The sequence below is a fragment of the Leptospira inadai serovar Lyme str. 10 genome (assembly GCF_000243675.2).
GTDB lineage: Bacteria > Spirochaetota > Leptospiria > Leptospirales > Leptospiraceae > Leptospira_B > Leptospira_B inadai.
Genome location: NZ_AHMM02000025.1, coordinates 718,292 through 743,492 on the forward strand (window position 1 = coordinate 718,292; position 25,201 = coordinate 743,492).

22 protein-coding genes are annotated in these 25,201 nt (G+C 44.3%); 13 read left to right on the top strand and 9 right to left on the bottom strand.

The features are described from left to right. The first annotated feature begins 4 nt into the window (after positions 1-4). From LEP1GSC047_RS19125 to LEP1GSC047_RS19140, 4 genes are read left to right on the top strand one after another with little or no spacing between them, the layout of a single operon-like run. A complete protein-coding gene (locus LEP1GSC047_RS19125; RefSeq protein WP_010415933.1) occupies positions 5-4,612 on the top strand; it encodes an alpha-2-macroglobulin family protein in 4,608 nt (1,535 codons plus the stop codon). Position 4,613: 1 nt separating this feature from the next. Next, entirely contained in the window at positions 4,614-5,273 is a 660-nt protein-coding gene (locus LEP1GSC047_RS19130) for a YfaP family protein (protein WP_373364547.1), read from the top strand. 1 nt (position 5,274) lies between these two features. Next, positions 5,275-6,420, top strand: a complete 1,146-nt coding sequence (locus LEP1GSC047_RS19135; protein ID WP_010415929.1) for a penicillin-binding transpeptidase domain-containing protein — start codon at positions 5,275-5,277, stop codon at positions 6,418-6,420. After that, the gene (locus LEP1GSC047_RS19140; protein WP_010415926.1) at positions 6,417-8,237 is read left to right on the top strand and encodes a hypothetical protein; all 1,821 of its coding nucleotides are present in this window, start codon (positions 6,417-6,419) and stop codon (positions 8,235-8,237) included. The genes LEP1GSC047_RS19135 and LEP1GSC047_RS19140 overlap by 4 nt, the downstream gene beginning before the upstream one ends. 22 nt (positions 8,238-8,259) lie before the next feature. On the opposite strand, the gene LEP1GSC047_RS19145 is transcribed toward LEP1GSC047_RS19140, so the two are convergent. The 4 genes from LEP1GSC047_RS19145 to murA are packed head-to-tail and all read right to left on the bottom strand — an operon-like array spanning position 8,260 to position 12,160. Further along, complete coding sequence (locus LEP1GSC047_RS19145) at positions 8,260-9,006, bottom strand: hypothetical protein (protein WP_010415924.1); 747 nt, start codon at positions 9,004-9,006, stop codon at positions 8,260-8,262. After that, positions 9,003-10,175: a SpoIID/LytB domain-containing protein gene (locus tag LEP1GSC047_RS19150; protein ID WP_010415921.1), complete on the bottom strand. Its 1,173-nt coding sequence runs from the start codon at positions 10,173-10,175 to the stop codon at positions 9,003-9,005. The genes LEP1GSC047_RS19145 and LEP1GSC047_RS19150 overlap by 4 nt, the downstream gene beginning before the upstream one ends. A gap of 6 nt (positions 10,176-10,181) precedes the next feature. Then, on the bottom strand, positions 10,182-10,865 hold the full coding sequence (locus tag LEP1GSC047_RS19155; protein ID WP_020988960.1) for a 4Fe-4S dicluster domain-containing protein: 684 nt from the start codon (positions 10,863-10,865) through the stop codon (positions 10,182-10,184). Beyond that, positions 10,862-12,160 carry a UDP-N-acetylglucosamine 1-carboxyvinyltransferase gene (gene murA / locus LEP1GSC047_RS19160; RefSeq protein ID WP_010415916.1) on the bottom strand — a complete coding sequence of 433 codons (1,299 nt, stop codon included), beginning with the start codon at positions 12,158-12,160 and terminating at the stop codon, positions 10,862-10,864. The genes LEP1GSC047_RS19155 and murA overlap by 4 nt, the downstream gene beginning before the upstream one ends. 179 nt (positions 12,161-12,339) lie before the next feature. On the opposite strand from murA, the gene LEP1GSC047_RS19165 reads away from it, so the two are divergent. Next, positions 12,340-14,106 (top strand): apolipoprotein N-acyltransferase, encoded by a 1,767-nt coding sequence (locus LEP1GSC047_RS19165; RefSeq protein WP_010415913.1) that lies wholly within the window; start codon positions 12,340-12,342, stop codon positions 14,104-14,106. Positions 14,107-14,193: 87 nt separating this feature from the next. Here the strand turns inward: LEP1GSC047_RS19165 and LEP1GSC047_RS19170 are convergent, their stop codons facing one another. Both LEP1GSC047_RS19170 and LEP1GSC047_RS19175 read right to left on the bottom strand, forming a co-directional pair. Continuing rightward, the gene (locus LEP1GSC047_RS19170) at positions 14,194-15,318 is read right to left on the bottom strand and encodes a hypothetical protein (RefSeq protein ID WP_010415910.1); all 1,125 of its coding nucleotides are present in this window, start codon (positions 15,316-15,318) and stop codon (positions 14,194-14,196) included. 101 nt (positions 15,319-15,419) lie between these two features. Then, a complete protein-coding gene (locus LEP1GSC047_RS19175; RefSeq protein WP_010415907.1) occupies positions 15,420-15,854 on the bottom strand; it encodes an LIC_13246 family protein in 435 nt (144 codons plus the stop codon). Between the two features lie 357 nt (positions 15,855-16,211). Between LEP1GSC047_RS19175 and LEP1GSC047_RS19180 the strand changes: the two genes are divergently transcribed. The 6 genes from LEP1GSC047_RS19180 to LEP1GSC047_RS19205 all read left to right on the top strand — a co-directional run bounded on the left by LEP1GSC047_RS19180 (position 16,212) and on the right by LEP1GSC047_RS19205 (position 20,022). Continuing rightward, positions 16,212-16,745 (top strand): RNA polymerase sigma factor, encoded by a 534-nt coding sequence (locus LEP1GSC047_RS19180; protein WP_020988987.1) that lies wholly within the window; start codon positions 16,212-16,214, stop codon positions 16,743-16,745. A gap of 14 nt (positions 16,746-16,759) precedes the next feature. Next, the gene (locus LEP1GSC047_RS19185) at positions 16,760-17,068 is read left to right on the top strand and encodes a hypothetical protein (RefSeq protein WP_010415902.1); all 309 of its coding nucleotides are present in this window, start codon (positions 16,760-16,762) and stop codon (positions 17,066-17,068) included. Positions 17,069-17,168: 100 nt separating this feature from the next. Continuing rightward, positions 17,169-17,486 (top strand): 4Fe-4S dicluster domain-containing protein, encoded by a 318-nt coding sequence (locus tag LEP1GSC047_RS21435; RefSeq protein WP_010415900.1) that lies wholly within the window; start codon positions 17,169-17,171, stop codon positions 17,484-17,486. A gap of 44 nt (positions 17,487-17,530) precedes the next feature. Beyond that, positions 17,531-18,106 (top strand): hypothetical protein, encoded by a 576-nt coding sequence (locus tag LEP1GSC047_RS19195; protein WP_020989005.1) that lies wholly within the window; start codon positions 17,531-17,533, stop codon positions 18,104-18,106. 63 nt (positions 18,107-18,169) lie between these two features. Beyond that, positions 18,170-19,366 carry an NADP-dependent isocitrate dehydrogenase gene (locus LEP1GSC047_RS19200; RefSeq protein WP_010415894.1) on the top strand — a complete coding sequence of 399 codons (1,197 nt, stop codon included), beginning with the start codon at positions 18,170-18,172 and terminating at the stop codon, positions 19,364-19,366. 23 nt (positions 19,367-19,389) lie between these two features. Further along, the gene (locus tag LEP1GSC047_RS19205; protein WP_010415892.1) at positions 19,390-20,022 is read left to right on the top strand and encodes a hypothetical protein; all 633 of its coding nucleotides are present in this window, start codon (positions 19,390-19,392) and stop codon (positions 20,020-20,022) included. Here LEP1GSC047_RS19205 and LEP1GSC047_RS19210 read toward each other — a convergent pair. Both LEP1GSC047_RS19210 and mazG read right to left on the bottom strand, forming a co-directional pair. Continuing rightward, on the bottom strand, positions 20,019-20,855 hold the full coding sequence (locus LEP1GSC047_RS19210; protein ID WP_010415890.1) for a response regulator: 837 nt from the start codon (positions 20,853-20,855) through the stop codon (positions 20,019-20,021). The two genes, LEP1GSC047_RS19205 and LEP1GSC047_RS19210, sit on opposite strands and share 4 nt — an antisense overlap. A 102-nt stretch (positions 20,856-20,957) precedes the next feature. After that, complete coding sequence (mazG, locus tag LEP1GSC047_RS19215; RefSeq protein ID WP_010415888.1) at positions 20,958-22,154, bottom strand: nucleoside triphosphate pyrophosphohydrolase; 1,197 nt, start codon at positions 22,152-22,154, stop codon at positions 20,958-20,960. Positions 22,155-22,278: 124 nt separating this feature from the next. Between mazG and LEP1GSC047_RS19220 the strand changes: the two genes are divergently transcribed. Then, positions 22,279-22,797 carry a DUF6580 family putative transport protein gene (locus tag LEP1GSC047_RS19220; protein ID WP_010415885.1) on the top strand — a complete coding sequence of 173 codons (519 nt, stop codon included), beginning with the start codon at positions 22,279-22,281 and terminating at the stop codon, positions 22,795-22,797. Between the two features lie 57 nt (positions 22,798-22,854). Here the strand turns inward: LEP1GSC047_RS19220 and LEP1GSC047_RS19225 are convergent, their stop codons facing one another. Continuing rightward, on the bottom strand, positions 22,855-24,123 hold the full coding sequence (locus LEP1GSC047_RS19225; RefSeq protein ID WP_010415882.1) for an LA_2444/LA_4059 family outer membrane protein: 1,269 nt from the start codon (positions 24,121-24,123) through the stop codon (positions 22,855-22,857). A gap of 133 nt (positions 24,124-24,256) precedes the next feature. Between LEP1GSC047_RS19225 and LEP1GSC047_RS19230 the strand changes: the two genes are divergently transcribed. Next, positions 24,257-25,180 carry a cation diffusion facilitator family transporter gene (locus LEP1GSC047_RS19230; protein ID WP_039935812.1) on the top strand — a complete coding sequence of 308 codons (924 nt, stop codon included), beginning with the start codon at positions 24,257-24,259 and terminating at the stop codon, positions 25,178-25,180. Positions 25,181-25,201 lie beyond the last annotated feature (21 nt).

The following is a 25,201-nucleotide window of genomic DNA, read 5'->3' on the forward strand; positions in this document are numbered from 1 at the left end:
TAGAATGAAACGGTTTAAATATTTTCTTCCTGCGTTTGCAATCATTGCGTCGGTAGCGGGTTATTTTATCTTACGCTCTCCGGTACTGGGAAATCCGCTGTTTTATCTAGGAACGGATCGCAGTTTCGGCGCCGACGAAACTGCCTACGTAAATCTGGAAGGAAACGGACGTAATAATTATGAATTTAGAGTGTATAGGATCGCGGATCCGAAGAAATTTTTGACGAAGAAAGTTAAGGAGAGATTGGTCCAAGAAGATAACGAGAATGCCTTCGGGAATCCTCTCGCGTTATTTTCCCGCACTCTCCGGAAATTTCAGAATGAATTTCGAAGCGTAGCCAGACGCGAATTTAATTCGAATACCCGTTCGGAACTGAAAAAAATAATCGGTGTAGATTACGAGACCGCTCACGAACAAAATCCGATAGCGATTCCCGCGATCTTAGCCGATCAGGAACTAATTTCGACATTCTCCGTCCCTACCGTTCTTTCGTCTTGGGCTTATAGAAGAATTCCTGTTCCAGTCCGTGATAACGGCGTCTATCTTGTGGAAGGAGTCTCCGGTTCTAATCTTGCCTACACGATTCTTATAAAGTCCGGAATTAATTTTTTGGTTAAGCAATCGGATTCGGAAACCTTACTATTTGTCGGACGTACGGACACGGGCGAACCGATTCCGGGCGCGGATCTGACTCTTTTTAGTTTGGAAACGGGAGCTCCTTATCAAACGGCTAAAACCGATTCCGACGGGATTTACTTTTATAAAGGCAAAAGTCCTGTCAAGAGTCTTGTCCTTGCTTACAAGAACGGAGAATTTGCGGTTTCGGACCCTGAATTTTATTCTAGTTCCTTTTATGGGGAAGGTGGGGTTAGAGCCTTCCTGTACACGGATCGACCCGTATATAGACCCGGCGATAAGGTTTCTTTCAAAGGAATCCTAAGAAATTTTAGCTCTGATCAATACCGGACTTTGTCCGGGACCGGAACAGTTTCGGTTAGAACGGGGAATGGTGATGCTCCTATTCCCGTTATTCCTGTTTCGATTTCGGCGGATTCGGGAACTTTTTCGGGAGAATTTCAGCTTCCCGAATCGGAGAATGTTTTATTAGGCAATTATTCTTTAATCTTACGATTTAAAGATAGATCATTCCAGACGGAATTTTCCGTAGAGGCTTATAAAAAACCGACCTTCCTCGTAACTGTCTCCGTTCCGAAATCCAATTATCTTCAAAAGGAGGAGATCGTAGCAAACGTTAAGGCTCGGTATTATTACGGGCAGGCCTTAACGGGAAAAGAAGTTTCGTACCGCGTATTTCGTCGTCCTAAGTTCGATTATTCTCCGGTAGGAAAATTAAATTTCGACGCGTCTGCGGATTACTTGGAGCAGGCGGGTCAAAGCGATCGCCAAGAACTGGTCGCGAATGGAAAAGGAAAACTAGATTCTCAGGGCAGCTATCAGATAGCATTTAAACCGCGTAAAATCGAAAACGATTTTACGTATTCGATTGTCGCTTCGGTTCAATCGGAGGATATGACTTTGGACGGAGCGACATCCTTTTCCGTCAATCGAAGCGCATTCTTTCTGCGCATAGGGAAGGATAACTCGGTGTACGAACCGGGTAAAGAATCCAAATTACTAGTCAGTTTGATTCCGTTTGATAGATCACTCGGAGACGAAAATAAAAAATCGATAGTGGGCGGTAAGAAAATAGAGCTTACCCTTTACAATCGGGAGATACGCTTCTCTTCCGAAGGCGGTCGTACGAAAATTTCCAAGCGATCCGTAACGACGTCCCAATTAGGAATCGCGGAAGCGTCATTTATAATTCCCCAAAGAGGGCAATACATCGTTAGCGCGGAAAGTACGGATGCGGACGGGAATATTACAAAATCGGAAACTTTCTTTTGGGCTTCCTCCGTTTCGGATTCGATAGAAATTCCGTTCAAGGATATAACCTTAAAGCCTGGAAAGGATCTTTATTCGACGGGAGAAACAGCGGAAATTCTCGTGCTGTCACCGATCTCGAACGGCCATGTAGTTTTAACCGTCGAAGGCAATCGGATTTTCAAAAAAGATGTGATCCGAATGAAAGGAAATGCCTTAAAGTATTCGGTGAAAATAACTTCGGATATGAGTCCGAACTTTACGTTGTCCGCAGTCCAATTTTCCGGAAACGAAGTTTATAAAAGTCAGGTCAGGGTCGCAGCACCTCCCGAGGAGAAATTTCTAAAAGTCGACCTTTCCACGGGAAGCAAGGTTTATCGCCCGGGAGATAAGGCTGAAATTCGAATAAAAACGACCGGCTTAGGTGGTAGAGGAGTTCCCGCCGAACTTTCTATCGCCGTAGTGGACGAGGCGATTTATCAGATCAAAGAGGAAAAAACGCCTAATATAGGAACATTCTTTTATCATCCGAGACGGAATAACGTTCAAACTTCCCTAGCTTCGGCTTATAAATTTTTCGGATACTCCGAGAGTAAGAGGCTTAAGTTGGCGCTCGCAAAGAAAGGGGAATCCGGATATTCCTCCATAAAAAACGAAGAACAAACGAGGGATAAATTTAAAGATACGGGTTTCTGGAACGCGAAAGTCCGAACTTCGTCCGATGGTACGGCGATCGTAACGTTTACTCTTCCGGATAACTTGACTTCATGGCGGATCACTGCGATCGCAGTCACTCCCGATACGAAAGTAGGTAGAGGTCAAACCGGCTTTGTTACCCGAAAAGACCTAATGCTTTTGAGCGGGATGCCACGCTATATTTTGAAAGGAGAAACTCAAAAAGTCTCCGCGACTGTCTCGAACCAATCCGGTCGAAAACTTCCGATTAAGGTCTCGGTGAAAACCGAGGGAGCGAAAATCGTAGGATCTGCGGAAACCGACATTACTCTCGAGCCGGGCCAAAATCGATCCGTCCAATTTCAGCTTCAGGCATTACAAGATCCTAAAATCAAATCCGCAAAAATCATTCTGACAGCCGCAGGCGGCGGATTTTCGGATTCCCTACGATCCGAGATTCAACTAAAAACATGGGGTTTGCAGAGAGTCGTTTCGGATTCTCTTGGAATGTCGGAGGGAGACGGTACGGGTCTGTTGAAAGTAGAAGCTCCGAAGGAATTGGCCGATCCGAGATTGGAAGTTCGAGTCAGCCCAGCGGTTTTACCTGCTTTACGACAATCTCTGGAATACTTAGCCGATTATCCATACGGATGCGTGGAACAAACGATGAGTCGTTTTTACCCCTTATTATCGGTTCAGAAAGCCGGATTTATCAATGAACGATTGCGTAGAGAATTACCTAAAATGCTGGAAGCTGGCCTAAAGAGAGTGGGCGAGCTTCAGAGAACCGACGGAGGATTCGGTTGGTTTGAGGGAATGGAAGAAAGCGATATTCGAATGTCCGCCTACGTTTATCGCGGTTTAGCAATTAGTCAAAAGAACGGGGCTAAAATTCAAACGAGCATTCTTTATAGGGCCAAAAAATTTCTATATTCTTCGTTGGATAGCGGTTCTTTGAATTCGAATGTAAAGGCCTATGTTATCGCCGCTCTTAGCGAAGCGGAGAATCCGGAAGATTCGATTGTGGACGGACTCTTAAAATCCGCCGCTCAACTGAATACTTACGGAAAAGCGAATCTAGCATTAATTTTAGCTAATAAAGATAGAAAGGAGGCGGCATTTAATTGGTATAAAAAAGCCGTGGAGGAAAGCGGATTTGCCAAGAAGCCTTTCGTGAAATTCGCATCCTATGGACGTGAGCCGAATTGGGAATCGGACAGAATCGAAACGATTGCAACACTTTTGAGGGTTGGACTCCTACTAGGGGAATCTTCCGAATCGACCGCAAACCTAGCGTCCTCCCTTTTATCCAATCGAGTCGATCTTGCTTGGAATAATTCTAGAGATACGTCCGCAGCCGTTTTGGCTCTTTCCGAATTTATGGCTTCCATTCGGGATTCCGAATCTCCTGCGACATTGGAAATTATTATGAATGGAGCCCTTTTGAAAACCGTTAGCGTTTCCGCAAAAGCGGATGCGACCGAAGCGTTCCGAATTTCGATACCTCCCGAGCTTGTTCGTTCGGGGGAAAATAGAATCGAAATAAGAAAGAAAGACGGGCCGGTTCTATATGCGACCGCCTCCTTGTATTTTACGGATCGATCTAAGAAGATCTCCTCTTATTCGAATGGGATTAAAGTAAAGCGGAGCTATCTGAAAGTTACACCCGATTTAAACGGGAAGGGAATCTCTGTTTCGGAAACGAGAAATTTTCAACAGGGCGATCTAGTTTTAGTGGAGTTAAGGGTGGAGAAGGAAGGAAATTCGGATTCGTATTTTTTGGCGGAAGATGCCCTTCTACCGGGATTTTCTTTTTTGCAGAGGGACGCCGAATATTTTTCGGGAGATAGAAAAATAGAATACCAGGGCAGGCAAATTTACGACGATAGGGCCGTTTTTTTCGTGTCCGGTCCTAAAAGGGAATTCACTATTCGATATTTTCTTAGAGCCGAAGTCGAAGGAAAATACAAGACCATCCCCGCTAAAGCATCTTTACTATATTATCCTGAAGTAATGGGAGCGACTTCCGACGATGAAATTACCGTTCGTTAATATGATTATTGTTCCCATTCTTTTGCTTGTCTGCGTTCATTTTCTGTCCGCGCAATCGGTAAATATAGAATCTCCAAGCGGAGGTTTTACGACCGAACGGATCCAAAAAATTTCCGGGGCGGTCACCGGGACTTCCGCCGAAAGAGCGACAGTGGTATTGAACGGAATTCCTCAAACGATTCGTTTAACCGGCGGACGATTTTCTTTAAATGCCGTCGTTGCCCCGGGAAATAATCTAGTCGAAGTAAAGGTCGGTAAAGCTTCGGATAAGGTGTCCTTCTTTGCCAAAGTGCCGTCCCGGGATATCAAAGTCGTTTTGACTTGGGATACGCAAACCGATGTGGATTTGTGGGTCATCGATCCGATCGGAGAGAAATGCTTTTTTTCCCATCCTTCCACAAAATCCGGCGGTAATTTAGATGTGGATGTAGTGGACGGTTTTGGTCCGGAAACGTTTACGATGTCCAAGGCCCTACCCGGAAATTACTCGGTTCAAGTGCAATATTACGCGGCTTACGATAAACCTGTCACAAGAGTCAACGTCTATGTGGTTCTCTACGAAGGAAAGCCGAATGAAAAACGATTGCAATACCAGTTCGTCATGACTCGTTCTCAGCAGGTCTATCATCTTGCCAATTTTGAGATCGAGCCGGAGCCGTAAATTGTCCAATTTAGTTCCTTATATCAAACGAAAGATCATGCAAATCAGAACGGTTCTTTGGATCGCGCTCGTCATCTTTCCGGGGAAGGATTTTTTCGCTTCGGCACAGTCTGCACCGCCGTCTCCTTTTCGTTTCTTGAATGAGGATATTCGCAAATTCGAATCCTCTTACGGTACGGTATCCGTTTTGATCGCCGAAATGGAAACGGGTAGGCAGATCTATTTCTACAGACCGGAAATCGCAATCGAACAAAGGTTTCCACCGGGCTCTTTGATTAAAACTTTTTCCGCGCTCATTTTATTAAAATATAAAGAACATTTTTCCTTTTCTCCTCAACGGAAGATTTCTTGCAACGGTCGTTTTTATCCCACCGGGATTTTTGCTCCGAGCAAATTCGATCTGAGAACATTAAATTTACCTAAAGATCCTTCCGGAAAGGAATACGTAAAATGTTCGATCGCTAACGGCCACGGGGAAGTCGATCTTGAAAAGGGATTGGCACAATCCTGTAACGTCTACTTCCTCACACATGCGGCTAAGGATCCGGATTTTCTCTATTCTAAACTTCAAGAAGATTGGGGTTTAGCCGAGTCCGCGAAAGCAAGGTTGGAACCGTTCCTAGAGCCGCCGGGTAAACTAGAATCGAATCCGAGTCCGTTACGAAAAATTCTGACCTCTATCGGCGAAGGAGGAATTGCAATCTCTCCTCTTAAGGCCGGTCAGCTGTATTCGGCCGTATGGTCCAAAGGTCCTATCTTATCCCCGTTTTCGAAAAAAGGGCAACCCATCGTTAAAGTCATGGATAATCGATTCGCAACTAGAGATTTACGCTTAATCGGAACCTTACTTTCAACTGTTCCCGAATCGGGAACACTAAAAGGCCTGAAAGCGGAAGGGGAATCCGATTTGGAAATTATGGGAGCGAAGACGGGCACGGGAACGAAGTCCGCTCGTAAATTCGAGACCCACGGCTGGATCACTTTGGCATTTAAATGGAAAAAGAAAGCGTACGTTCTCACGGCCTTTGTGGAAAAAGGTTCGGGTGGAAAGCAGGCTAAGATTCTAGTGCAAGATCTGTTGAATAAAATCGGAAGGAAAGAAATAAATCCGACTGAACGAAATGAAACCTTTCGGAGGAAAATATGAAGGGACTTCTGAGCAAATACGCTACGATTATTCGAAATTTATTTCAAAAATTTTCTTCCAAAGAAGGGTCTCCCCCTTTTTGGAAGCGAAAAATTTTCCGCGATCCTTTTGTAGGAATTCCTAGCGCGATCGGCATTTGCCTGATGATATTGGGTATATATATGACGATCAAGGGTAGACATTCTATCGATTCCTCAATCAATGATCCTGCATTCCTGATCTCAAAGGATGCAGATTTGATCCTGGAAATTTTTCGACCGGAAACGTTTATAGAGGAGATTGCCCGAACAAGTTTAGGAAAGCGATTGTCCGAAGATGGAACGTTTCAAAAAATATTAACGCTCCCCGAACTTAGAAAAATAAGTTCCGTGCTTTATCTACTGGAAGCTAAAACGGGAGCGTTAACCGAACCTTCACGACTGGCCGCTCTTTTTGACGGCCCTTTGGCGGTTGCATTCTTCTCAAAATCGAATTGGTTATTAGTGGGAAAGGCCAGCCTGAAATCCAAATTAGGAGTCAGTCTACTCACTGCGTTTAAAGGGGAGAAGATCGTTTCTTCCGAGAAACCACCCGCCAAGGAAGAAATAAAAACGAACGAAATACAAGAAGAGGAATCCTCTTACGGTTACGCTGGCGGAAGTCAAGTCACGCATTCCGCCGATGATTTTGTGGATCAGTTCCCTGCCGGTTCGGAAGCATTCGGAAATATTGAAGCGTTCCGATATGAGTTCGGAAAGGAGAAAGTTTACGTCGCGATTTTGGGCGACTTTATTATGCTCACAAATTCGGAGGATGTACTCGATGAATCCTTGAGCCTGGCCGGTTCCGTAAAAAACTCTTCTATCGTCAACGCCAAAGGCTTTCTTTCCTTACGAGGAGAGTTGGGTAATACGGAAAACAAAGTTCTACTTTACCTTGGTCCGAATTCTTTGCTTGCACCCTTGACTCGCCCTTTCTTTGAAGATTCCGGTGCGGGTTTACTACTGGGGTGGAAAGATGGGCAAAATTTAACGGGAACCGTATATCGTATCGGCGGTAATCAATCGGCTTCCAAAGCTCGAAAAACCGCGAGCCTCAGTTTGGGAAAAATTCTTCCAAAAGATGCGAATTTCGTAATATATTCCGATGAACTAAAATCATCGGATCTATGGTCGTCCCTAGTATCGCTCGACGGCGAATGGAAGGACTTCGGTAAGGCTTGGGAATTATTGGCGAAGAAAGCGGACATACAAGCCGCCGAGTTTTTCGGGGATTCTCCGGGTTTCGCGATAAGCTTTAACGGCTTTGAGAGTCATAAGGGAATGATTTATCCTAGATTCGGAATCGCGCTGCCTGGGACAACGAAAGACGATCGCCTTTTAAGGGCTTTCTTTAAGGTTGGAACTCTTGCAAAATCAAATTTTCAAGAAATACCTTTGGAATCGTACTCTATTAAGAACGGTGGATTTTATAATCCGACCACCGTTAAGCTGGAAAATTGGACATTCTTAGCTTCCGATCGCAGAAGTGTAGAAGAAGTGATTTCTTCGTCAAAGGGTAATCGGCCTAACCAAGCGGACTTACTTTCCGTTGCCGAAGCCGAAGAGTTGAAAGAATATCCGCATCATCTAATAATAAACGTCCCGGCTATTCTTACGGATTTACGCTCCTTCTACGTATACGGTTCCGAAGATGCTTCGGAATATTCGATTAAGACTATTGATAGGGATATTCAGCCGTTTCTGGACAAGTTTTCCGGATTCGATAGGTTGATTTTTTCTTTTGGACGTGGATCGGAGGAAGGTTCCTGGGGAAAAATGAAGGTGTTAGATCGATAGATTGAAGCGGTTAAACGAAATCTTACGGAGAATATTCTTTCCAGTCCATTAGGAATAGTGCATATAATTTTTTCCATTTTTCCGCGGGGACTTCGATTTCCAGCAGTTCTCGGAAGCCCTTTTCGGTTTCCTTTTTTAATAGCCAGGTGCCCCATCGACGCGCTTTTTGATAAGCGACTTTTCTTTCCTTTACCGAGCCTTTTGTTAAGGATCTATTCAGTTCTTTTTGAAATGTTATCCATCTTTCGGGAAAGACTAGATCCGACGAGCCCGATTGCTCCGTATTTGTCGGGTAAATCGATTCACAATAAGATTCTTCCAACCAATGGAAATCGATCTTATCACGGACGGGCAATAAAAGATGGCAAATCTCATGTCGAATCGTCTTTTCTAAAATTCCCCGGTGGTCCAATCGATCGGGCCTCTGAAAGTAGAGTGTGAGTCGATTTTGCGAACAGAAACCGGCAGAATATCTCGGCTGTCCCGAATACGCCTGAAAAATTGCAGGAGTATCTGCGATAAAAATAGACGCATCTTTCGGTCTTCGAACGTTTAAGCGATCCACTTCTCTGCGAAGAATTTCCGAGAATAGTTCCGAAAATTTCAGCAAGACTTTTCTTGCTGAAATGCCGTCGATCGAATCGCTGTCGGGTAAATAGACGTAAGTAAACTCTTCGCTTCTTATTCGGATCGGCTCGGTCAAAATCGGGTAGGAACAGACTAACAAAGTCGATAACAGGATCGCTGATCGAAATCCGCTGTAACTCAAGGAAGGATCTCCATTATCGCCCCTGGATAATAAAAGTTAAGTATTTCACGAGATGAGGCTCCTTTCATGGCCATTTCCCTCGCTCCGTACTGGCAGAGCCCTAGGCCGTGACCCAATCCTTTTCCGCGAAATAAAAACCCGTTCAAGCCCGATTCGATATTAAACGAATTACTTTTAATGCGATTCCATCCCAAACGTTTTCCGGCGCTGGATAAAAATTCGGACGTATCGATTCTATGATTTCCTCGATCGTCTTTATACGCCAGTTCGGAAACCCTACTTTCCATTGAGATTGTTTCCAGAGATCGTAAACCTTTGCTATTCAGTGCCTTCTCTAAGTCCGACCGTCTTAAAACGGTTTCCCAGCGAAAATGTGGGGAGTTCCTACATAGATCATCCGATCCTTTCCAACTGTCTCGGCCGGACCTATAATGGCGATTCTTCTGAGAAAAATCTTTCCATAGGACTCCAGGATGCGAGAGGTTTCCTCCGCAGGTCGAATGGAAAAAAGCTTCCAGAGGTTTATCTTCCGTAGTCTTTAAAAGTAATTTTTCTTTGGACGGATTCAAATGAGTCGGATGGCCGGATCCGGAAAAATGTAAACAATGAGTCAGGTCGCAAAGATCGAACGCTTCTCGCCTATGCCTTCCTAAATTCGCGGCCGCGTACGAGCGAATTACGGTTTCTGCAACTAGTTTATATTTAGCTTTCCATTCCGGATTAATCGAACGGTTTCGTTTTTCGTGAATTAATTCTCCGAACTCGGATTCCAATACCGTTTGAACGTATGTTTCCGTCGGAAGAGTGAGAATAAAATTTAAAATACCGGAACTTGCGAAGATTTCAAAATCACCTTCATATTTTCTTTTATTCGGATCGTTCGAGAGAAAGACCTCGTATTTTCCCCCTGATATTCCTAGAAAATCGGTTTTATATGCGTCCTTACCGAAGACGACGGTTAAATTTCCGGCATCTGCCTTTATTAACAAATCGGCGTTTATCGGCCCCAATTTTTTTTGGCCTATCTCTATTCTTGCGCCTCTTACTGCGATACGTGCGTTTGTCGGGGAACTTTTACCTAAAATTCCGATTCTAAGTCTGGACGGCGGATCTATCGCAAATATCGAACTGAAGTAAAAAATCGAGATCGTAAAAGCGATACGAGACATTTCATTTCACTTAATAATGATTGCTTTGGGAAATGTCGGGCAAGCCGATACGCATTGTCCGCAACCTACGCAATCCTGGGAGAAGGTAGGCTTATTCGACTTAAACTTAACTACGCTCGGGATCGGGCAGGATAATGCACAAGCCTCGCAAGTTTTTTCCTCGGTTCTAGCGTTTATGCAGTGTTGAAACCAACCGTGGGCTTTTCCCAATCTCGGAACTTCTTTTTTTTTGTAAGGGAGTAGCGCTCCGGTTTCGCAAGCCGCAATACAAGGGTAATCTTTGCAGAGCATGCATGCATTTAAATTCACATCCATTCTAGGAAGGTGCTTTCCTCTTTCATCATCCATCACCGGAAATAAAACGGAATATGGGCAGGCATAGATGCAATCTCCGCACCCTGTGCATTTAGAGAGGAAGCGCTTTGCCGTCTTGTCCACACCAGGAGGATATTGTAAATTTCGGAAGGCTTTAAATTTCTTTTGTTTAGGAAGTCTAGTTTGAGGAAGGGCTTTTTTTTCCTGTTTTTGCGTTAGGCCTTTTTTGTTAACCGAAGGAGCGGAATCGGGGGGAGCCTCTTTTTTTTGCTCTCGGGTAACTTGCTTCCATGTGTCCGCAATCTCGTCGGCGCTTTCTTCCACCACCGCAATCGCCTTGGAGAGGCTTTTCCGGAAGAAGTCCCGTCGATTCATTCTTCCCGAATCCTTTCGATATGAGCTCCCAAAGAGCGGAGTCTCGTATCGATTTCTTGAAAGCCTCGATCAACTTGCACGATATTATGAATATAACTGGTTCCTTCGGCGCATAATGCGGCGATGATCATCGCCATTCCTGCGCGAATGTCGGGACTCGCAACTTTTTGACCGTATAATCTAGAATGCCCTATCACGATCGCCCGGTGCGGATCGCAGAGTATGATTTGTGCTCCCATTGAAATGATATTATCCACGAAAAAGAGCCTAGATTCGAACATCTTTTCATGAATTAGGACCGTTCCTTTGCATTGGGTAGCCGTGACGAGTGCAACGGACGTCATATCCGCCGGAAATCCCGGCCACGGAGAATCGTCTATCTTGGGAGTTGCACCATGATAGTCGGGTATAATTTCCATTTGCTGATCCGAAGGAACGAGTATACCTCCGTCTTGCGGACGAACTTCGATTCCCAACCGAGAATACACCATTCGAATCATTCGAATATCCTCGAGATCTACGTCAGGGATAAAGATTTCTCCTCCGGTAACGGCAGCTAAACTGATAAAACTACCTACTTCCAAATAGTCGGAGCCGATTCGATGCGGTTCCGCCGGAGCAGTGAGGGAGGTCACTCCCTGGATCGTTAGAATGTTCGATCCGATTCCGGAAATCTTCGCGCCGGAAGCATTTAGGAATTTGCATAATTGCTGCACGTGAGGTTCGCTCGCGGCATGGCGTATAATGGTTGTTCCATCTGCCAGCGCAGCCGCCATAACGGCGTTTTCGGTTGCCGTTACCGATGCCTCGTCTAAAAGAATATCCGTTCCGCGCAGTCGATCGGCTTTGATTTCATATCCATCCGGAAAAACTTCGATAGAGGCACCTAATGCTTGGAGTGCTAGAAGATGGGTATCCATTCTCCTACGGCCGATTTTATCTCCGCCCGGGCGCGGTAAAAAAACCCGTCCAGTGCTCGCAAGAATCGGTCCGGCGAGAGTGACGGCTCCTCTCAATTTGGAACAAAGTTCGTAAGGGAGATCCGACTTGATATTTCCTTTATTTCGGAATAAGAAAGTTCCTTCTCCTTGATCTTCTATTTCGAGCCCGAGAAGTCTAAGGACTTCTAAAAGCATGAGAACGTCGGTTATCAAGGGAATATTCCGGACGGTGACTTCTCCCGGAGTCATGCATATTGCGCCTAAAATAGGAAGAGCTTCGTTCTTATTCCCCTGCGGGGAGATCGTTCCGTGGAGCGGGTTTTTACCTATAATTTTAAAATAAGAGGAACTCATTCGACTACCGACTTTTCAGATAGACTGCCGACCCGCCTCGTTCCGGCAAGCATTTACGAAAAAGGCAAGAAGGCGGTAAATGAAATCGCTTCGTAACGGTAGGTCGGAACCAAGAATCGATCCATACGGTCGAAATCGGTTGACGTCAGTCTATTTTTTTCCGAAGAACGTTGGTATCCATGAATTCGTTTTTAAACAACTTTCGAAATTTTCAAAAGACCCGCTGGTTCGACCTTTTCTGTTATCTTTGGACCTCCGTCTTCGCCTTTTTAGCATTTGCTCCTTTTTATCTAAGCCATTTTGTTTGGATCGCTCCTTTCGGACTTTTTTGGATAGCGCATAAATATGCGGGAAGATACAAGCAATTGCTTTTGCACGGCATTCTCTTCGGAGTTTTCTTCTATGTCGTGTCGTTTCATTGGATTTTCCATATGGCGCAAGTCTTCGGGAATTTTCCGACTCCATTTGCCGCTTTAATTTTGATTCTTGCCGGAGTTCTATTCGGTTCGAAGTTTCCGATATTCCTATTGTCCTATTCGTTCTTAACGAAGAAAATCGGAAGGCATAGCGTTTGGGTGGTAGGATTTTGCGGACTGGCCGCCGATATGATCGGACCTCAGTTATTTCCTTGGTATTGGGGAAACCTAGCCGCCGGAAATATTCTTCTCGCTCAAACGGTAGAGATAGGAAGCGTTTATGGATTAAGTTTTCTCGTTTTCATAATTTCGTACACTCTCTTTGAAACGAATTTATTTCATTTACCCGAAATAATAAGATCCAAGGAAAAAACTTTGCACTTCGCGAAGTTTTGGGCCATTCCGCTCGGTATATTTCTCCTATTTTGGATCGTCGGAACCTCCCTATATTTCAAATGGAAGGACGTGAAGCCTAGCAAAACACTCGAAGTATTGGTCGTTCAACCGGACGCACCGATGAGTATTCGCGACGAAAGAGGCCGTTCCCCATTGCAAGTTATCGAGGAATTAATGGAACGGATGGATAATCTTGTGGATGATGCGGTTCGCAAGGCTGGAAAAAAACCGGACCTAATCGTTCTACCGGAAGCTGGAATTCCGTATTTTTCCGCAAATAAAACTCCGATCACCGAACTTAACAGGATGTACTGGTATAGATTCGAAGCGTTGATGATCGCCTTCGCAAACCGATACAAAGCGAACGTATTTTTTAACGAAATAGACGCGAAATACAAAACGGTAAGTTCCGGAAAAGAATACTTAAGATATTATAATAATAATGTAATATATGACCCGAACGGAAATCGAAGAGATGCGTATCAAAAGCAATACTTGGTTCTTTTCGGAGAGACTATGCCTTTCGAGTTTATGTATGACCTCAGCCCTCAAACGGGTAAATTCGAACCGGGAGAATCGTTGAAATTATTGTCTTACTATTCCGGTATCGGAACGCTTCCCGCTCAACCTGCCCCGATTCACTGGAAAGATACCGAGGAGTTGAATGCGGAGGCTACGAGGCGGTATTACGAGTCCACTCGGATGGAATTAAAGGAGGAAGGTTCGATTCTTCCTTTGATCTGTTACGAGGTGATCGTTCCGGAATTCGTTCGGAAGTTTAGACATTTAGGAAATCCCGAATTTATTGCGAATCTTACGAATGATAAATGGTACGGAACGACGACGGAAAGCGATCAGCATTTCGAGTTGGGAAGATTAAGATCGATAGAATGGAGAAGATGGTTGGTCCGATCCACGAATTCCGGCATTTCAGGATTCGTCGATCATATGGGTCGGTTTCTTCCTGGAAAATCGACCGGCTTAATGAAAGCGGAGACCACCTGGGAACAAGTAGCGGTTTTCGATTCTAAACCCGGCTTTTATGTTACGTACGGGAACTTGATTCCTTGGTTGATGCTGATTCTTACGGCAATCTATTACGGAACCTTATTGGTTTCCGCCGGACGGAAGTAAATAGCAAATAAAAAAGTTAGGGCGGACCGGGACTGCCCTAACTTTTTCAACGGAACAATCTTAGGATTTCCTAGGTTCTAAGGAATTTTACGGATTAATTAAGTAATAGGAAAAGATACCGTGAAAGCGATGATCTTTCGGTACATGTCCGAAGCCTTCCGGCGGAACAGGGCAATCGAGTTTAGCTTCCGCTAAATAATAAAGCTGGTACGGCTTTGCAAAAAATAGACGTACGAAGAATCGTAACACGGAAGAGATATTGGATAGAACGTTTATTTTCCCGACGGTTTCCTTTCTTTGAACTAAAAGGAAACAAGAACCGCTTTCGTTCATATAAAATTTTTCCTGAACAGGAAGCAGATAATTCGAAAACGGTTCGGTTTCGGATTCCAAGATCTCGGATTTATGCACCTTGGCCGAGAAAAGTAATTTTCCGTTGGCATCGACCGAACTTATCGTTCGGATTTCCTTATCGGGAAACGTTTCATTTCCGATAAAGCCCCCCGTATATAATTTTTCATTCTCGCCGTTCTGTGCCCTAAATAATTCCCATCTACGACTGTATTTATAAACTTCGTAGTTGGTGAGAAGATGTTCCATCCCACCTCTTCCATCCAAGGGTATTTTTTCGCCGTTCAGGATGAGATATCCCCAGGTCGGGACGAAGGAGAAAGCCATATCGGCTTGGACAAATCGATTTTTTTCGGGCAAATTGATTTTCCCTCCGGATAGAGAAACCGCCTTCCACCAACCTGTCTTGTAAGAAAGGAAGAGTTTCACGTCTTCCGATTGCATGCGGATCTCGGGTCCTTCGACACCCTTTGTTACGGAATTATCTCCGATTTCCAGTTCGATGACTCCCGGCTCCGCTTTTAGATCGTCTTTTGAAAATTCCTTTGTGAAAAACCTGGTTCCGTTCTCCTTATCATAGACCACTAAACTAATACCGCTGTTTCGGGTTCCCGGGCCAAGATTACTCACTAAGAAGGTCGCAAAAATATAAAGGTGGTCGTCCGTAAAAGAATAATTCCAAGCTTGAAAATATCCTTCTTGCGGATAAGGATGATATGCCATTTCCCCTTTGCTAGTCTTTCTAGCTCGTAAAACTTTATCCTCACTCCTGATTTCACCGGAAAAAAGAAATCCTAGGGTGAGTAGAATGATAGACGTCCTTATATACTTTGGAAAGAAAATTCCGCCGGAGAAAAACATGGGTTCCAATTCCTAATCCTTTTTTCTCCGTAGGCAAGTACTTCTTTCACATATCAGGAAAGAAAATTCGCGAAATAGTCGGCGAGGCTTTTATAAATAAATCAGGCCTGCGATAATTCGATTTCTTCTAATTCCGATTCCGAGATCGGAATGCAGGAATCTTCGTAAATATCACTGAGACAGCGAATCGAAAATACCGGATGGTCTGTGACATTCTGTCCGGACAGCTCCTCTCGTTCCTGTCGAATTCCGTCAATATGAATCCAAGAGTCGAATTCGCTTTTCCCTTCGGAAGATATTCGAGCGAAAACTAAGAATTCATATTTACCGAATTTTTTGAAAAAGATTTCCGCGATATCGGGATCGGATTCCGTCAATCGTTTTCTAAAGGATGTAGGGTTGATTTTTTCCGGTCCCTTAAGCGAATCATAATACCGATTTAAGGTTTTTACGATTTTAAGAAAAGCTACCTTATCTTTTTCCAATTTCATCCATTTCATTTCTGGATCGATCGATTCAATTCTTTTGAGTCTCATCGGTTACCTCGTATATCCCGGGTAAAGAGGCCTTGGAGTTGCGCAAAAAAACTTGGAAGAAAAAAGGACCCGATTCGATCTTTCCCGTTCTTAAAGAAGCACGTTTGTAAATCGGGATTCTCAAAATAAATCGATTCTTGGATTTTCTTACGAAAAAGAGGCAAGAAAATCCCGCCTGAAACGACTTAGAACGAAGATCCTTTTGGGAGGGTTGCTATGAATTCTATAGATGGAAGCGCATTTGATTTCGGATTTTTTCCATTTTGGATTATTTTCTTACCTTTTTCCGCGAAATAATCCAAAAAAACCAAGGAATTTCCTGAAGAGACAACTATTGTTTACGAGGAAAAAATCACCTTGGTGTCTTTGGATAAAATTTATCGAAGGGAACGAAATAAGATTCTTGCTTGGGTAAGATCGAAAGTTTCCGACCCCGAAGAGGCGGAGGATCTTTTACAAGAATCCTTCCTGATCGCGGTGGCGGAGCTGGATTCGAACGGGTCCATCGAATACCTTTTGGCGTACATATACGCAGTTCTTCGAAATAAAGTCGGGGACTGGTATCGTAAAAAGAAAACCAGAAAGTATCTTGTACCGGAGCTCGAGAACGAATTCGATATTGAAAAGGCGATTCCCGCGCAAGGTGCGGGACCCGAACGCGAATTTTATCAGAAACTAGTTTTGGAAGAATTGTCTCTAGCTATCGCAGAACTTCCTGCCGAGCAAAAATCGGTTTTTATCGCGAATGTTTTAGAAGGAAAAACATTTCGAAAAATCTCCGAAGAAACGGGCATTCCGGAAGGAACGCTTTCCGCCAGAAAAGCATACGCAAAAGAATTTCTATCCAAACGGTTGAAAGCGCTAAGGTCCCTTTTCCTCGAAGAATTTTAATAAGGAAAAAAACTATGAACCATTCATGTTCGCATAGATTTAGGAAAGGAAGAATTTTTGCTTGGATACTTTTTATCCCGCTATTCTTTTTAGCCGCCGCAGCCGTCGTTTGGCAATTATGGAACTGGCTTTTGCCGGAACTATTTGCCTGGAAACAGATTACCTATTGGCAAGCTTTAGGAATATTCGTTTTATCTCATTTACTTTTTAAGGGCGGTCATGGCCTCGGAGGCGGTCGTCACAAACGGTATTGGAAACATAGAATGAAACGCAGAATGCAACAGTCTATGCATAACCAACATAAAACTGCAAGAGAAGAATGAGAGGAAGATCGCGTGTTGATTTTTTCGAAATTCCTTACTCGGTTTTCGACCGACGTTCGATGTAACATGATCGTTCCAGTTTGCGGGGTCTAAAAGAAATATGAAGCGACAGGCGGATAAGAAGAATTACCTCATCGAGAAATGTAAAACCGAGGTTGGTCCGATCCGGCCTGAAATAAATCTTTCGAAATGCGAAGGGAAGCGTGATTGCGCAATCGTGTGTCCCTTTGCAGTGTTCGAGATCCGACCGATCGATCGATCCGAAAAAGAGCGGCTTTCTTTTGCAGGAAGGATAAAGACGATGTTTCACGGTCCTAATAAAGCTTACGTCGTTCGCCCGGAAGATTGCCATGCCTGCGGTCTTTGCGTGGCGGCCTGTCCGGAAAAGGCGGTCCGGCTCATCTCGTTTGGCGGATAGAGATTGCCAAAAAAGGGAAACTCAAAAAATGTACCCATACCGCCATGGACACGGAATTATTGAGCCTGTTCTGGATCGAAAAGATCAAGCTCAGCCAATATACAATCCAAACCGTCAAGAATCTGAGCGACGTTCAGCTTGACCACCCCGACACATTGGGTGAAACCGTCCGTCGCTATCTCAATTCGATGGTGGCGTCCGATTTTCTCTTTAGGCTATCCCTTCCGGTTTCTATAGGAATTAGTTCGATTCTTCCCATTCCCCGCCAGCAAGAGTCGGAAATCGAAAAGGATTTGGTAAGAGTCAGGGATTTATTCGGTTCCCCTCCCTTGCCACCCGGACTGAAAGATATTATCGTAACTTCCGCAGAAGGTCTCTATTTTGATGAATGCAATCCGAGTCTCAAATCGGTTTTTGAGCGTTGGAAACGGATTCTTTTGAGGCTGGAAAAAACCATTCATAACGTGTCTCAAAAAGATTCTTTGAAATATCGATATCTCTCCGTCCTTGGAATCATTTCGTTACCGGTCGCTATTAATTACTTCGGAACTCAGAACCTATACTATCTTCGAAACGGAATCTTAAAAATTAAAGAGAATCCTTCTTTCCCCAAGTCCTAAGGACGGAGAGAATGGACACCAGGCCTAGACCGTAATTTATCTACACAATACAAGGAGAACCCAATGGCTAAGATCAAGGTGAAAACTCCCCTAGTGGAGCTGGACGGGGATGAAATGACCCGCATCATCTGGAAAGAGATCAAGGATCGTTTCATTCATCCCTATCTCGATATCGAACTGGACTATTATGACTTAGGGGTCGAATACAGGGACAAAACGGAAGATAAGGTAACCGTTGATTCAGCCAATGCCATTCTCAAATACGGAGTAGGCGTTAAGTGTGCGACGATCACGCCAAACCAAGATCGTGTAAAAGAATACAATTTAAAGAAAGAATGGAAATCTCCGAACGGAACGATTCGCTCCATTTTAGACGGAACCGTTTTTCGGAAACCGATCATCGTCAATAATATACCCTCCGCAATCAGATCTTGGAAGAAACCCATCGTAGTAGGCAGGCATGCATTCGGAGATTTATACAAAGATACTGAACTTTATATTCCTGAGGCGGGAAAAGTAGAGATAGTTTTTACTACAAAAGACGGTAAGGAAAAAGAAAGAGTCCTGATCAACGATTTCGACGGTCCCGGCGTCATAATGGGCCAATTCAATTTGGACAAGTCGATCGAGAGTTTTGCTCAGGCTTGCTTCAATTACGCGATTTCCGAAAAAATCAATATTTGGTTTGCGACCAAGGATACCATCTCCAAGAAATACCATGCCAGATTTAGAACGATCTTCGATCAAGTATCTCACAAGAGAGCGGAAGAGCTAAAAAAAGCCGGTATCGAATATTCTTATTTCTTAATCGACGATGCGGTCGCTCAAATCGTTAAAAACGAAGGCGGAATGCTCTGGGCGCTAATGAACTATGACGGCGACGTAATGTCGGATATGGTGGCGTCCGGTTTCGGATCCTTAGGATTGATGACTTCCGTTCTTGTTTCTCCGGACGGAAAATTCGAGTATGAAGCCGCTCACGGAACCGTTACTCGTCACTATCGTAAATACCAAAAAGGCGAGAGCACTTCCACGAATTCGGTTGCATCCATTTTCGCCTGGACCGGTGCTCTTGAAAAAAGGGGAGAATTAGACGGCACTCCCGACGTGGTCAATTTTGCGAGAAAATTGGAGAAGGCCGTGATCGATACGATCGAAGGTGGAGAAATGACGAAAGATCTAACTCTTCTTGCGACGAGCCCGAATCCGAAAGAATTAGACACCTTCAAATTCATGGAGGCGATCCAAAAACGCCTTTAGGAATTTTTGGGATCGGTTTTCCCTTGAAACGTAAAAGAAACATCGGAAGGAGTCTGTATGGACTCCTTCTTTTTTTGGTCCTAGCCGTATCCTTAGCTGCCCAAAAAATTCCCCTTCCGAAGGAACCCGTACTACCGACCGAGCCGGGCCTCGATGTTCGGGGAGAATCAAAAGGAAATCCCGCGACTTCGAATTCGGCCGAAGGACCCAAGGTAAAAGGTTTCTTTTGCGACGGTAGATCGATCGTGGGAACTTGGAAGTCTGCACCGAAGGAATTCTCTTTTAAGCACAAACGGGAAAACGTAGTTTATTCAAAAACTTTGAAATACGAGGATGTTTCCCGGATTCTGATCAAAAGCTGGAAACTTTTACCCGGTAAGCCGAATGCGCAAGGCATTCCATTTAGGGTCGAAGCATGGGAGGTTCAATATAGAACCAAGACCAACGAAACCTTCGAACGAACCGGCGACTTAAAAAAGGAATTCTCGGAGATCAAAATCGAAAACGAGCTGGGTGAAGCTACCCTGTATTTCTACTGGATGGATTTGCAATACGAAGATAAAAGCTGGTATTCGAAACTTCCGAAGCTCGAAGGGGATATTCGCAAGGAATGTTTTCCGGACGTGTTGGTCGGCTTGGAATTTCTCTCTTCCTAACTCGGGTTTATAAACTTGATTATTTGATCGGGATCGTAAGGTTTCGCGAGAACTTTTACGCCTAGAGGAATCTTCGTCAAAGCAAGTTCCGCTTCGTTAGAAGCCGTTATGATTCCTAACCGTAACTCCGAGAGTCCAGGCATTCCCCGTATCTTTTTACATAGCTGATCTCCGTCCATATTCGGCATGTACATATCCGTTAAGAGAACTCCGTATTGATCGGGATTTTCGGATAGTAAACGAAGCGCGTGCTCTCCCGAAATTGCCGTTTGTACTTTGATTCCGCGGGATTCCAGCAATCGTCTAAAAAGAACTAAATTCAATTCCGAATCATCGACTAATAGGGAGATTTTTGGATCCGACTCTTTGGGGAATTCGAATCGTTCGAGCGCACTTTGCCGTTCGGACTTTAAATCTTTTAAAATGATTGCGAGAGTTTCCTTGAAGGAAATTAAATTCGGGTTTTTTTCTAAAAATCCGTCGGCACCCGCATCGTGCGCCTTGATCCGGTTCGCGTCATTATATTCGGAGGTTACGAAAAGAATTCTAGCATCATAGGATGCGAACGGTTCATCGTTTATTTTTTCCGTACGAATTCTCTTACAAAGATCGAAGCCGTTCCCGTCCTGAAAGTATATGCCGAGAGTGATAAGGTCGAATTTTTCGGACCGTGCAAATATCATTGATTCGTTTAAGCTTGATGTTTCAACGACTTGAAATTCCGGATCCGCAAATTCGGATACGATTACTTTGCGTGTGATTCTCCCGGAATCGACGATCAAGATTTTAAATTTGGGCGCTTCCACGTTATACGGGAAGAACTTTCCTTCCATATATATGATCGACGATCGAAATTCGGATTCTTCAATAAAAAAGATCCAAGCGAATACGAAATATTAGCCGCGAATGAGGCGAAACGGTTTTAAAAATTACCTTTACTTTAGAATTTCCTTATAAGCCCGGATTGCGTTACGTATGCCTTCGTATATGGATTCGGCTTCGGTATACGTAACCCCTTCTAAATCCCGCCAAATCGGTGGTTCTGAGATTTCTTCCCCTAAATTTAGGTAGAAAATCGGCTGCCCCTTTCTTCCCCAAGGGTCCTGCGACGGGAGTACAGTTAAGGAACCGAATCCGGAAAAAATAAGTCGATATTCTTCGGATTGATAAGAGAACTGATACGATTTAGGCCAATCGCTTTCGGAAGTCTCCTTCCATATGAAATACGAGGAAAGTTCCCGAACGGTTGAGAGCGTGGAATTTTTCCTGGATGCGATAGGATCAACGGATTCGATTTTAGCTCGATTCCAAATTTCGTCCAACTGCTCGAGCGGTGTTTCGGAAAATTTCTTTCCCTCTTTGGCAAGCTCTTCTTCGATGAAGTTGATCCTTGTTTTAAATTTCAAATTGGTTCGGGTAAGAGCCGACTCCGAAGACAGGCCGAGTTTTCTCGCAAGATTTACGATGCTAAACAAGAAGTCGCCCAATTCGTCTTCTATCCGAACTTGATTCGCGGAAATCTCCGGTGTAGCTTTGATTTCCGTAAGAAACTCGTCGAGCTCCTCGCAAAGTTTTTCTTCGACTCCTTTTAGATCTGGCCAATCAAATCCGGCTTTTGCGGCCTTCTTTTGAAGTTTTTCCGCCTTTAGCAAGGAAGGAAACGTTTCCGGAACTCCGCTGAGAACGGATGATTTCTTATCGACTCTATTATTCCCGTTTTTTCCTCTCGATCGCTTTTCTTTTTCCTTTAGATTATCCCAATTCGCGACGACTTCTTCCGCTGACTCGAATCTAGAATTTTCAGGATCGAATACATGCGGATGTCTTAAAACGAGTTTTTCGGAAACATCGTTTGCAATGTCCTCGAAAGTAAAGGCTCCTCGCTCCGAAGCGATCTGAGAGTGAAGAACGATTTGAAAAAGTAGATCTCCCAACTCCTCTTTTATGTGTTCGTCATTCTTGCCGAGAAGCGCATCCACTACCTCGTGGGATTCCTCTAAAATGTACGGCACTAAAGTGAGATGAGTTTGCTCTCGATCCCATGGACATCCGTCCGGACTTCTAAGTTTTGCCGTTATGTCGCGGAGATACTCGACGGCATTCGGAAAATCATTAGGATTCGGGGCTTTCATACTAGTCCAGGCTTTGCTAGTTTGTTGGAATTCCCACCCTTTTTCCCTCGCTGAAAAAACATTCTTGAATTGGTTGACGGGCCAGTTTCAGGGTCCACCCTATCCTAAAATCCCGGAAACTATCATGACTCAATCCAGAAATATCGTTGCTGTTGTTCTTCTTGCTTTAGCGGTACTGAGCCGCTTCCTTCCTCACTTGCCAAATTTTACTCCTATTCTGGCCATCTCACTATTTGGCGGAGTCTATTTCACGAATCGCTGGGTGGCCCTGCTTTTACCTTTAGGAATTATGATGATTAGCGATGCGGTAATCGGCTTTCACTCATTAGTACCTGTCGTTTACGGAATGTTTATCCTGTTCGCAATCGCAGGACGTCAGTTACGCGAAAATTTAACGGTGGGAAGATTAGCGATCACCGGTTTTGGCGGATCCGTCTTATTCTTTCTAGTTACCAATTTTTTTGTATGGTTAACGTCGGGAATGTATTCGTTGGATTTTGGCGGATTCGTCACCTGTTATGTTGCAGCGATTCCTTTTTTCCAAAACTCGCTTTTGGGTGATTTGGTTTATATTCCCTTATTGTTCGGATCTTTTTATTTAATGGAACGTTCCGGCGTTGTCCCTGCCGAACAAGCCGCTTAAATTTAGAATCCAGTCCGCTTAAAATACAAAGCCTCCTTTTTTCGGAGGCTTTGTATTTTAAAGGAGCAAAGAAGCTCCGAAATAAAATCCATAGAATTTATCGTGCACATCTTTTTGCAGGGCTTGTATCGAGGAGGCCTGATCCAATGTTTTGGAAACCTGATTGAGAAACAATCCGTCACCGGGAGCGCCGGGAAAGACCGATGCATTATAATTATAACCGCTGACTCTCGATGTCATTTCGGTAAATTGAAACCCGACGGTAAACTTTAACCATCTCGTTCTTAACAAGGAAATGCCTGCGTCGATTTCGTATCCGGTCCTGGAGAGTAGATTATCTTTAACGTTTCCAGTGGGTCCCGTCGTGAGTAGATACGGATTTCCTCCGATTCCGACGATCGTTCCTTGGCTATTTCGATCATAATGCCCTAACGTTCTAAAATAATCGAATCGAGCGTGAACTAACACGTTTGTTAATAGATTTTTAAAAATTCTGAAACCTGCCTGAGGTCCGAGACCGGTCGCTTTTTCCGACATAGAACCGAATCCGTAATTTCCCGGTATGTTTCCGTATTCTTTGGAATAAATGTCGACGTTCCGAACTCCGATGGAAGGACCGATTCTTGCTCCGGTTCCTGTAGGAAAATACCAGGCGAGATTTAAAGAATAATCCTGGCGCTTGTGCTCGACGGAGTGAAATTGAATCGCAGGTAAATTGGAAGTTGAATGCACTGCGTCAAAGGTAGTATAGGAAGGTTTCATTCTTACGTCTAAATAGTTCACTTCAATCCCGAAGTTTCGGTTTTTACTTAAATACGAAAGTCGAATCGGGTATGCAGTTCTCGTATTACCCTGCGGGCTCGAGTAAAGAGTCATGTTGTTATTTAATAGATTTGGATTCGCTCCCAACCCGTTGGCTGCATTCAGAGCAGTTTGGTATATTCCGGAATAATTGAGTAGCGCGCTGGTCGTGTTCGAGCCTATATTCTTATTTCGGGCGAGACTTTCCGATTCCCAAGTCGATTGCATTGCGACTGTCTGCAATTCGAACGTCGCGGCATCAAACGGTTTGGTCAATTCCCGATCTTGGATAGCATTTCTGGCATCCACAGCTTGCTTCCGTTTGTCCACGGCCAACTGAGCCAGTTTACGTCTTTCTACCGGGTTTTGCGAACGACCGGCCTGGTATTCCAGGTCGTCCGCTTCCCGCTCTAACGCATCGGGATCCGGAATTTTATCGTTAGCACCTTGAGCGTAAAGCGGTGTGAATATAATTACCTGAAGTACGATCAGGAAAACGAGAATAGTTCTTAGGATTGGTTTCAAGAATATGCCTCTTCGGTTTCGTAATCGGGAAGCGTAAGTTTCCTAGTATGGGAACTCCAATCCTTTTTTAGGTTTGGAAATTAAAAAAAGAAGGATATATCTTCATAAAGGAAAAGTGTTGGGAAGGAACGATATGTACTTTTCCTCGAATCGAATCAAAATTTTTGCAGGCTTATTATCCCTTTTTACGGCCGGATTTTTAGGCGCGATAAAATTTTGGGTGGGTTTCGAGCAGGATTCGCTGGCAGTGCTTGCATCCGCTTTGGATTCGGGACTGGACTTTCTCACCTCTTCGGTAAATCTTTATGCCTTGTACCAAGCGGCTAAGCCTGCTGATTCCGATCATCGTTACGGCTATGGAAAGGCGGAGGCGATTGCGGGCCTATTTCAAAGCCTTCTCGTCGCCGCTTCAGGTGGTTGGATTCTCATCCGTGCGGGAGAACATTTTTTACATCCGAAGTCGGAGATCCCGGAAATTTCTTCTTTCTACGTCATGTTTATTTCTCTCGCTCTAACCGGCGCGTTGATTCTTTTTCAAAGATCCGTGGTTCGTAAGACGGGATCGCTTTTAGTCGCGGCAGATAGCTTACATTATGTTTCGGATTTATTAGGAAATCTGCTGGTATTGTTATCCGTTGCGGTCGCAATGAATACGGGCTGGGGTTGGGTAGATCCTCTGGCGGGAGCCTTAGTTTCCTTGTATTTACTCAAGGGAGCTTGGAGTATTTTCCGAAATAGTACGGATATCTTAATGGATCGCGATCTTTCTTACGAATACAGGGATTCGATTGTAAGAGTCGTAGAGAGTAGGGCTCCTCAAGTACTCGGGTATCACGATCTGAGAACTCGCTCAGCGGGAGAACGTCGATTCTTGGAATTCCATTTGGAAATGCCTAAGAATTTAACTCTAGAAGATAGTCATAAAATTCTGGACTCGATTTTAGACGAGTTGAAGGAGGAATTCCCTTACACGGAAGTTCTTATTCATCCAGATCCCGTCGACGTGAGCCAAAGCGGCCGAACCCTATTGGATAAGGAAGCGCCTCGGTTTTATTAATCCGGTTGCCATCTTTTGCAG

Excerpts from the sequence above, each read along its gene's own strand:
- LEP1GSC047_RS19125 (WP_010415933.1), top strand. The coding sequence starts at position 5 with ATGAAACGGTTTAAATATTTTCTTCCTGCGTTTGCAATCATTGCGTCG.
- LEP1GSC047_RS19130 (WP_373364547.1), top strand. The coding sequence starts at position 4,614 with ATGATTATTGTTCCCATTCTTTTGCTTGTCTGCGTTCATTTTCTGTCC.
- LEP1GSC047_RS19140 (WP_010415926.1), top strand. The coding sequence starts at position 6,417 with ATGAAGGGACTTCTGAGCAAATACGCTACGATTATTCGAAATTTATTT.
- LEP1GSC047_RS19150 (WP_010415921.1), bottom strand. The coding sequence starts at position 10,175 with ATGTCTCGTATCGCTTTTACGATCTCGATTTTTTACTTCAGTTCGATA.
- LEP1GSC047_RS19155 (WP_020988960.1), bottom strand. The coding sequence starts at position 10,865 with ATGAATCGACGGGACTTCTTCCGGAAAAGCCTCTCCAAGGCGATTGCG.
- murA (WP_010415916.1), bottom strand. The coding sequence starts at position 12,160 with ATGAGTTCCTCTTATTTTAAAATTATAGGTAAAAACCCGCTCCACGGA.
- LEP1GSC047_RS19165 (WP_010415913.1), top strand. The coding sequence starts at position 12,340 with ATGAATTCGTTTTTAAACAACTTTCGAAATTTTCAAAAGACCCGCTGG.
- LEP1GSC047_RS19170 (WP_010415910.1), bottom strand. The coding sequence starts at position 15,318 with ATGTTTTTCTCCGGCGGAATTTTCTTTCCAAAGTATATAAGGACGTCT.
- LEP1GSC047_RS19175 (WP_010415907.1), bottom strand. The coding sequence starts at position 15,854 with ATGAGACTCAAAAGAATTGAATCGATCGATCCAGAAATGAAATGGATG.
- LEP1GSC047_RS19185 (WP_010415902.1), top strand. The coding sequence starts at position 16,760 with ATGAACCATTCATGTTCGCATAGATTTAGGAAAGGAAGAATTTTTGCT.
- LEP1GSC047_RS21435 (WP_010415900.1), top strand. The coding sequence starts at position 17,169 with ATGAAGCGACAGGCGGATAAGAAGAATTACCTCATCGAGAAATGTAAA.
- LEP1GSC047_RS19195 (WP_020989005.1), top strand. The coding sequence starts at position 17,531 with ATGGACACGGAATTATTGAGCCTGTTCTGGATCGAAAAGATCAAGCTC.
- LEP1GSC047_RS19200 (WP_010415894.1), top strand. The coding sequence starts at position 18,170 with ATGGCTAAGATCAAGGTGAAAACTCCCCTAGTGGAGCTGGACGGGGAT.
- LEP1GSC047_RS19210 (WP_010415890.1), bottom strand. The coding sequence starts at position 20,855 with ATGGAAGGAAAGTTCTTCCCGTATAACGTGGAAGCGCCCAAATTTAAA.
- mazG (WP_010415888.1), bottom strand. The coding sequence starts at position 22,154 with ATGAAAGCCCCGAATCCTAATGATTTTCCGAATGCCGTCGAGTATCTC.
- LEP1GSC047_RS19220 (WP_010415885.1), top strand. The coding sequence starts at position 22,279 with ATGACTCAATCCAGAAATATCGTTGCTGTTGTTCTTCTTGCTTTAGCG.
- LEP1GSC047_RS19230 (WP_039935812.1), top strand. The coding sequence starts at position 24,257 with ATGTACTTTTCCTCGAATCGAATCAAAATTTTTGCAGGCTTATTATCC.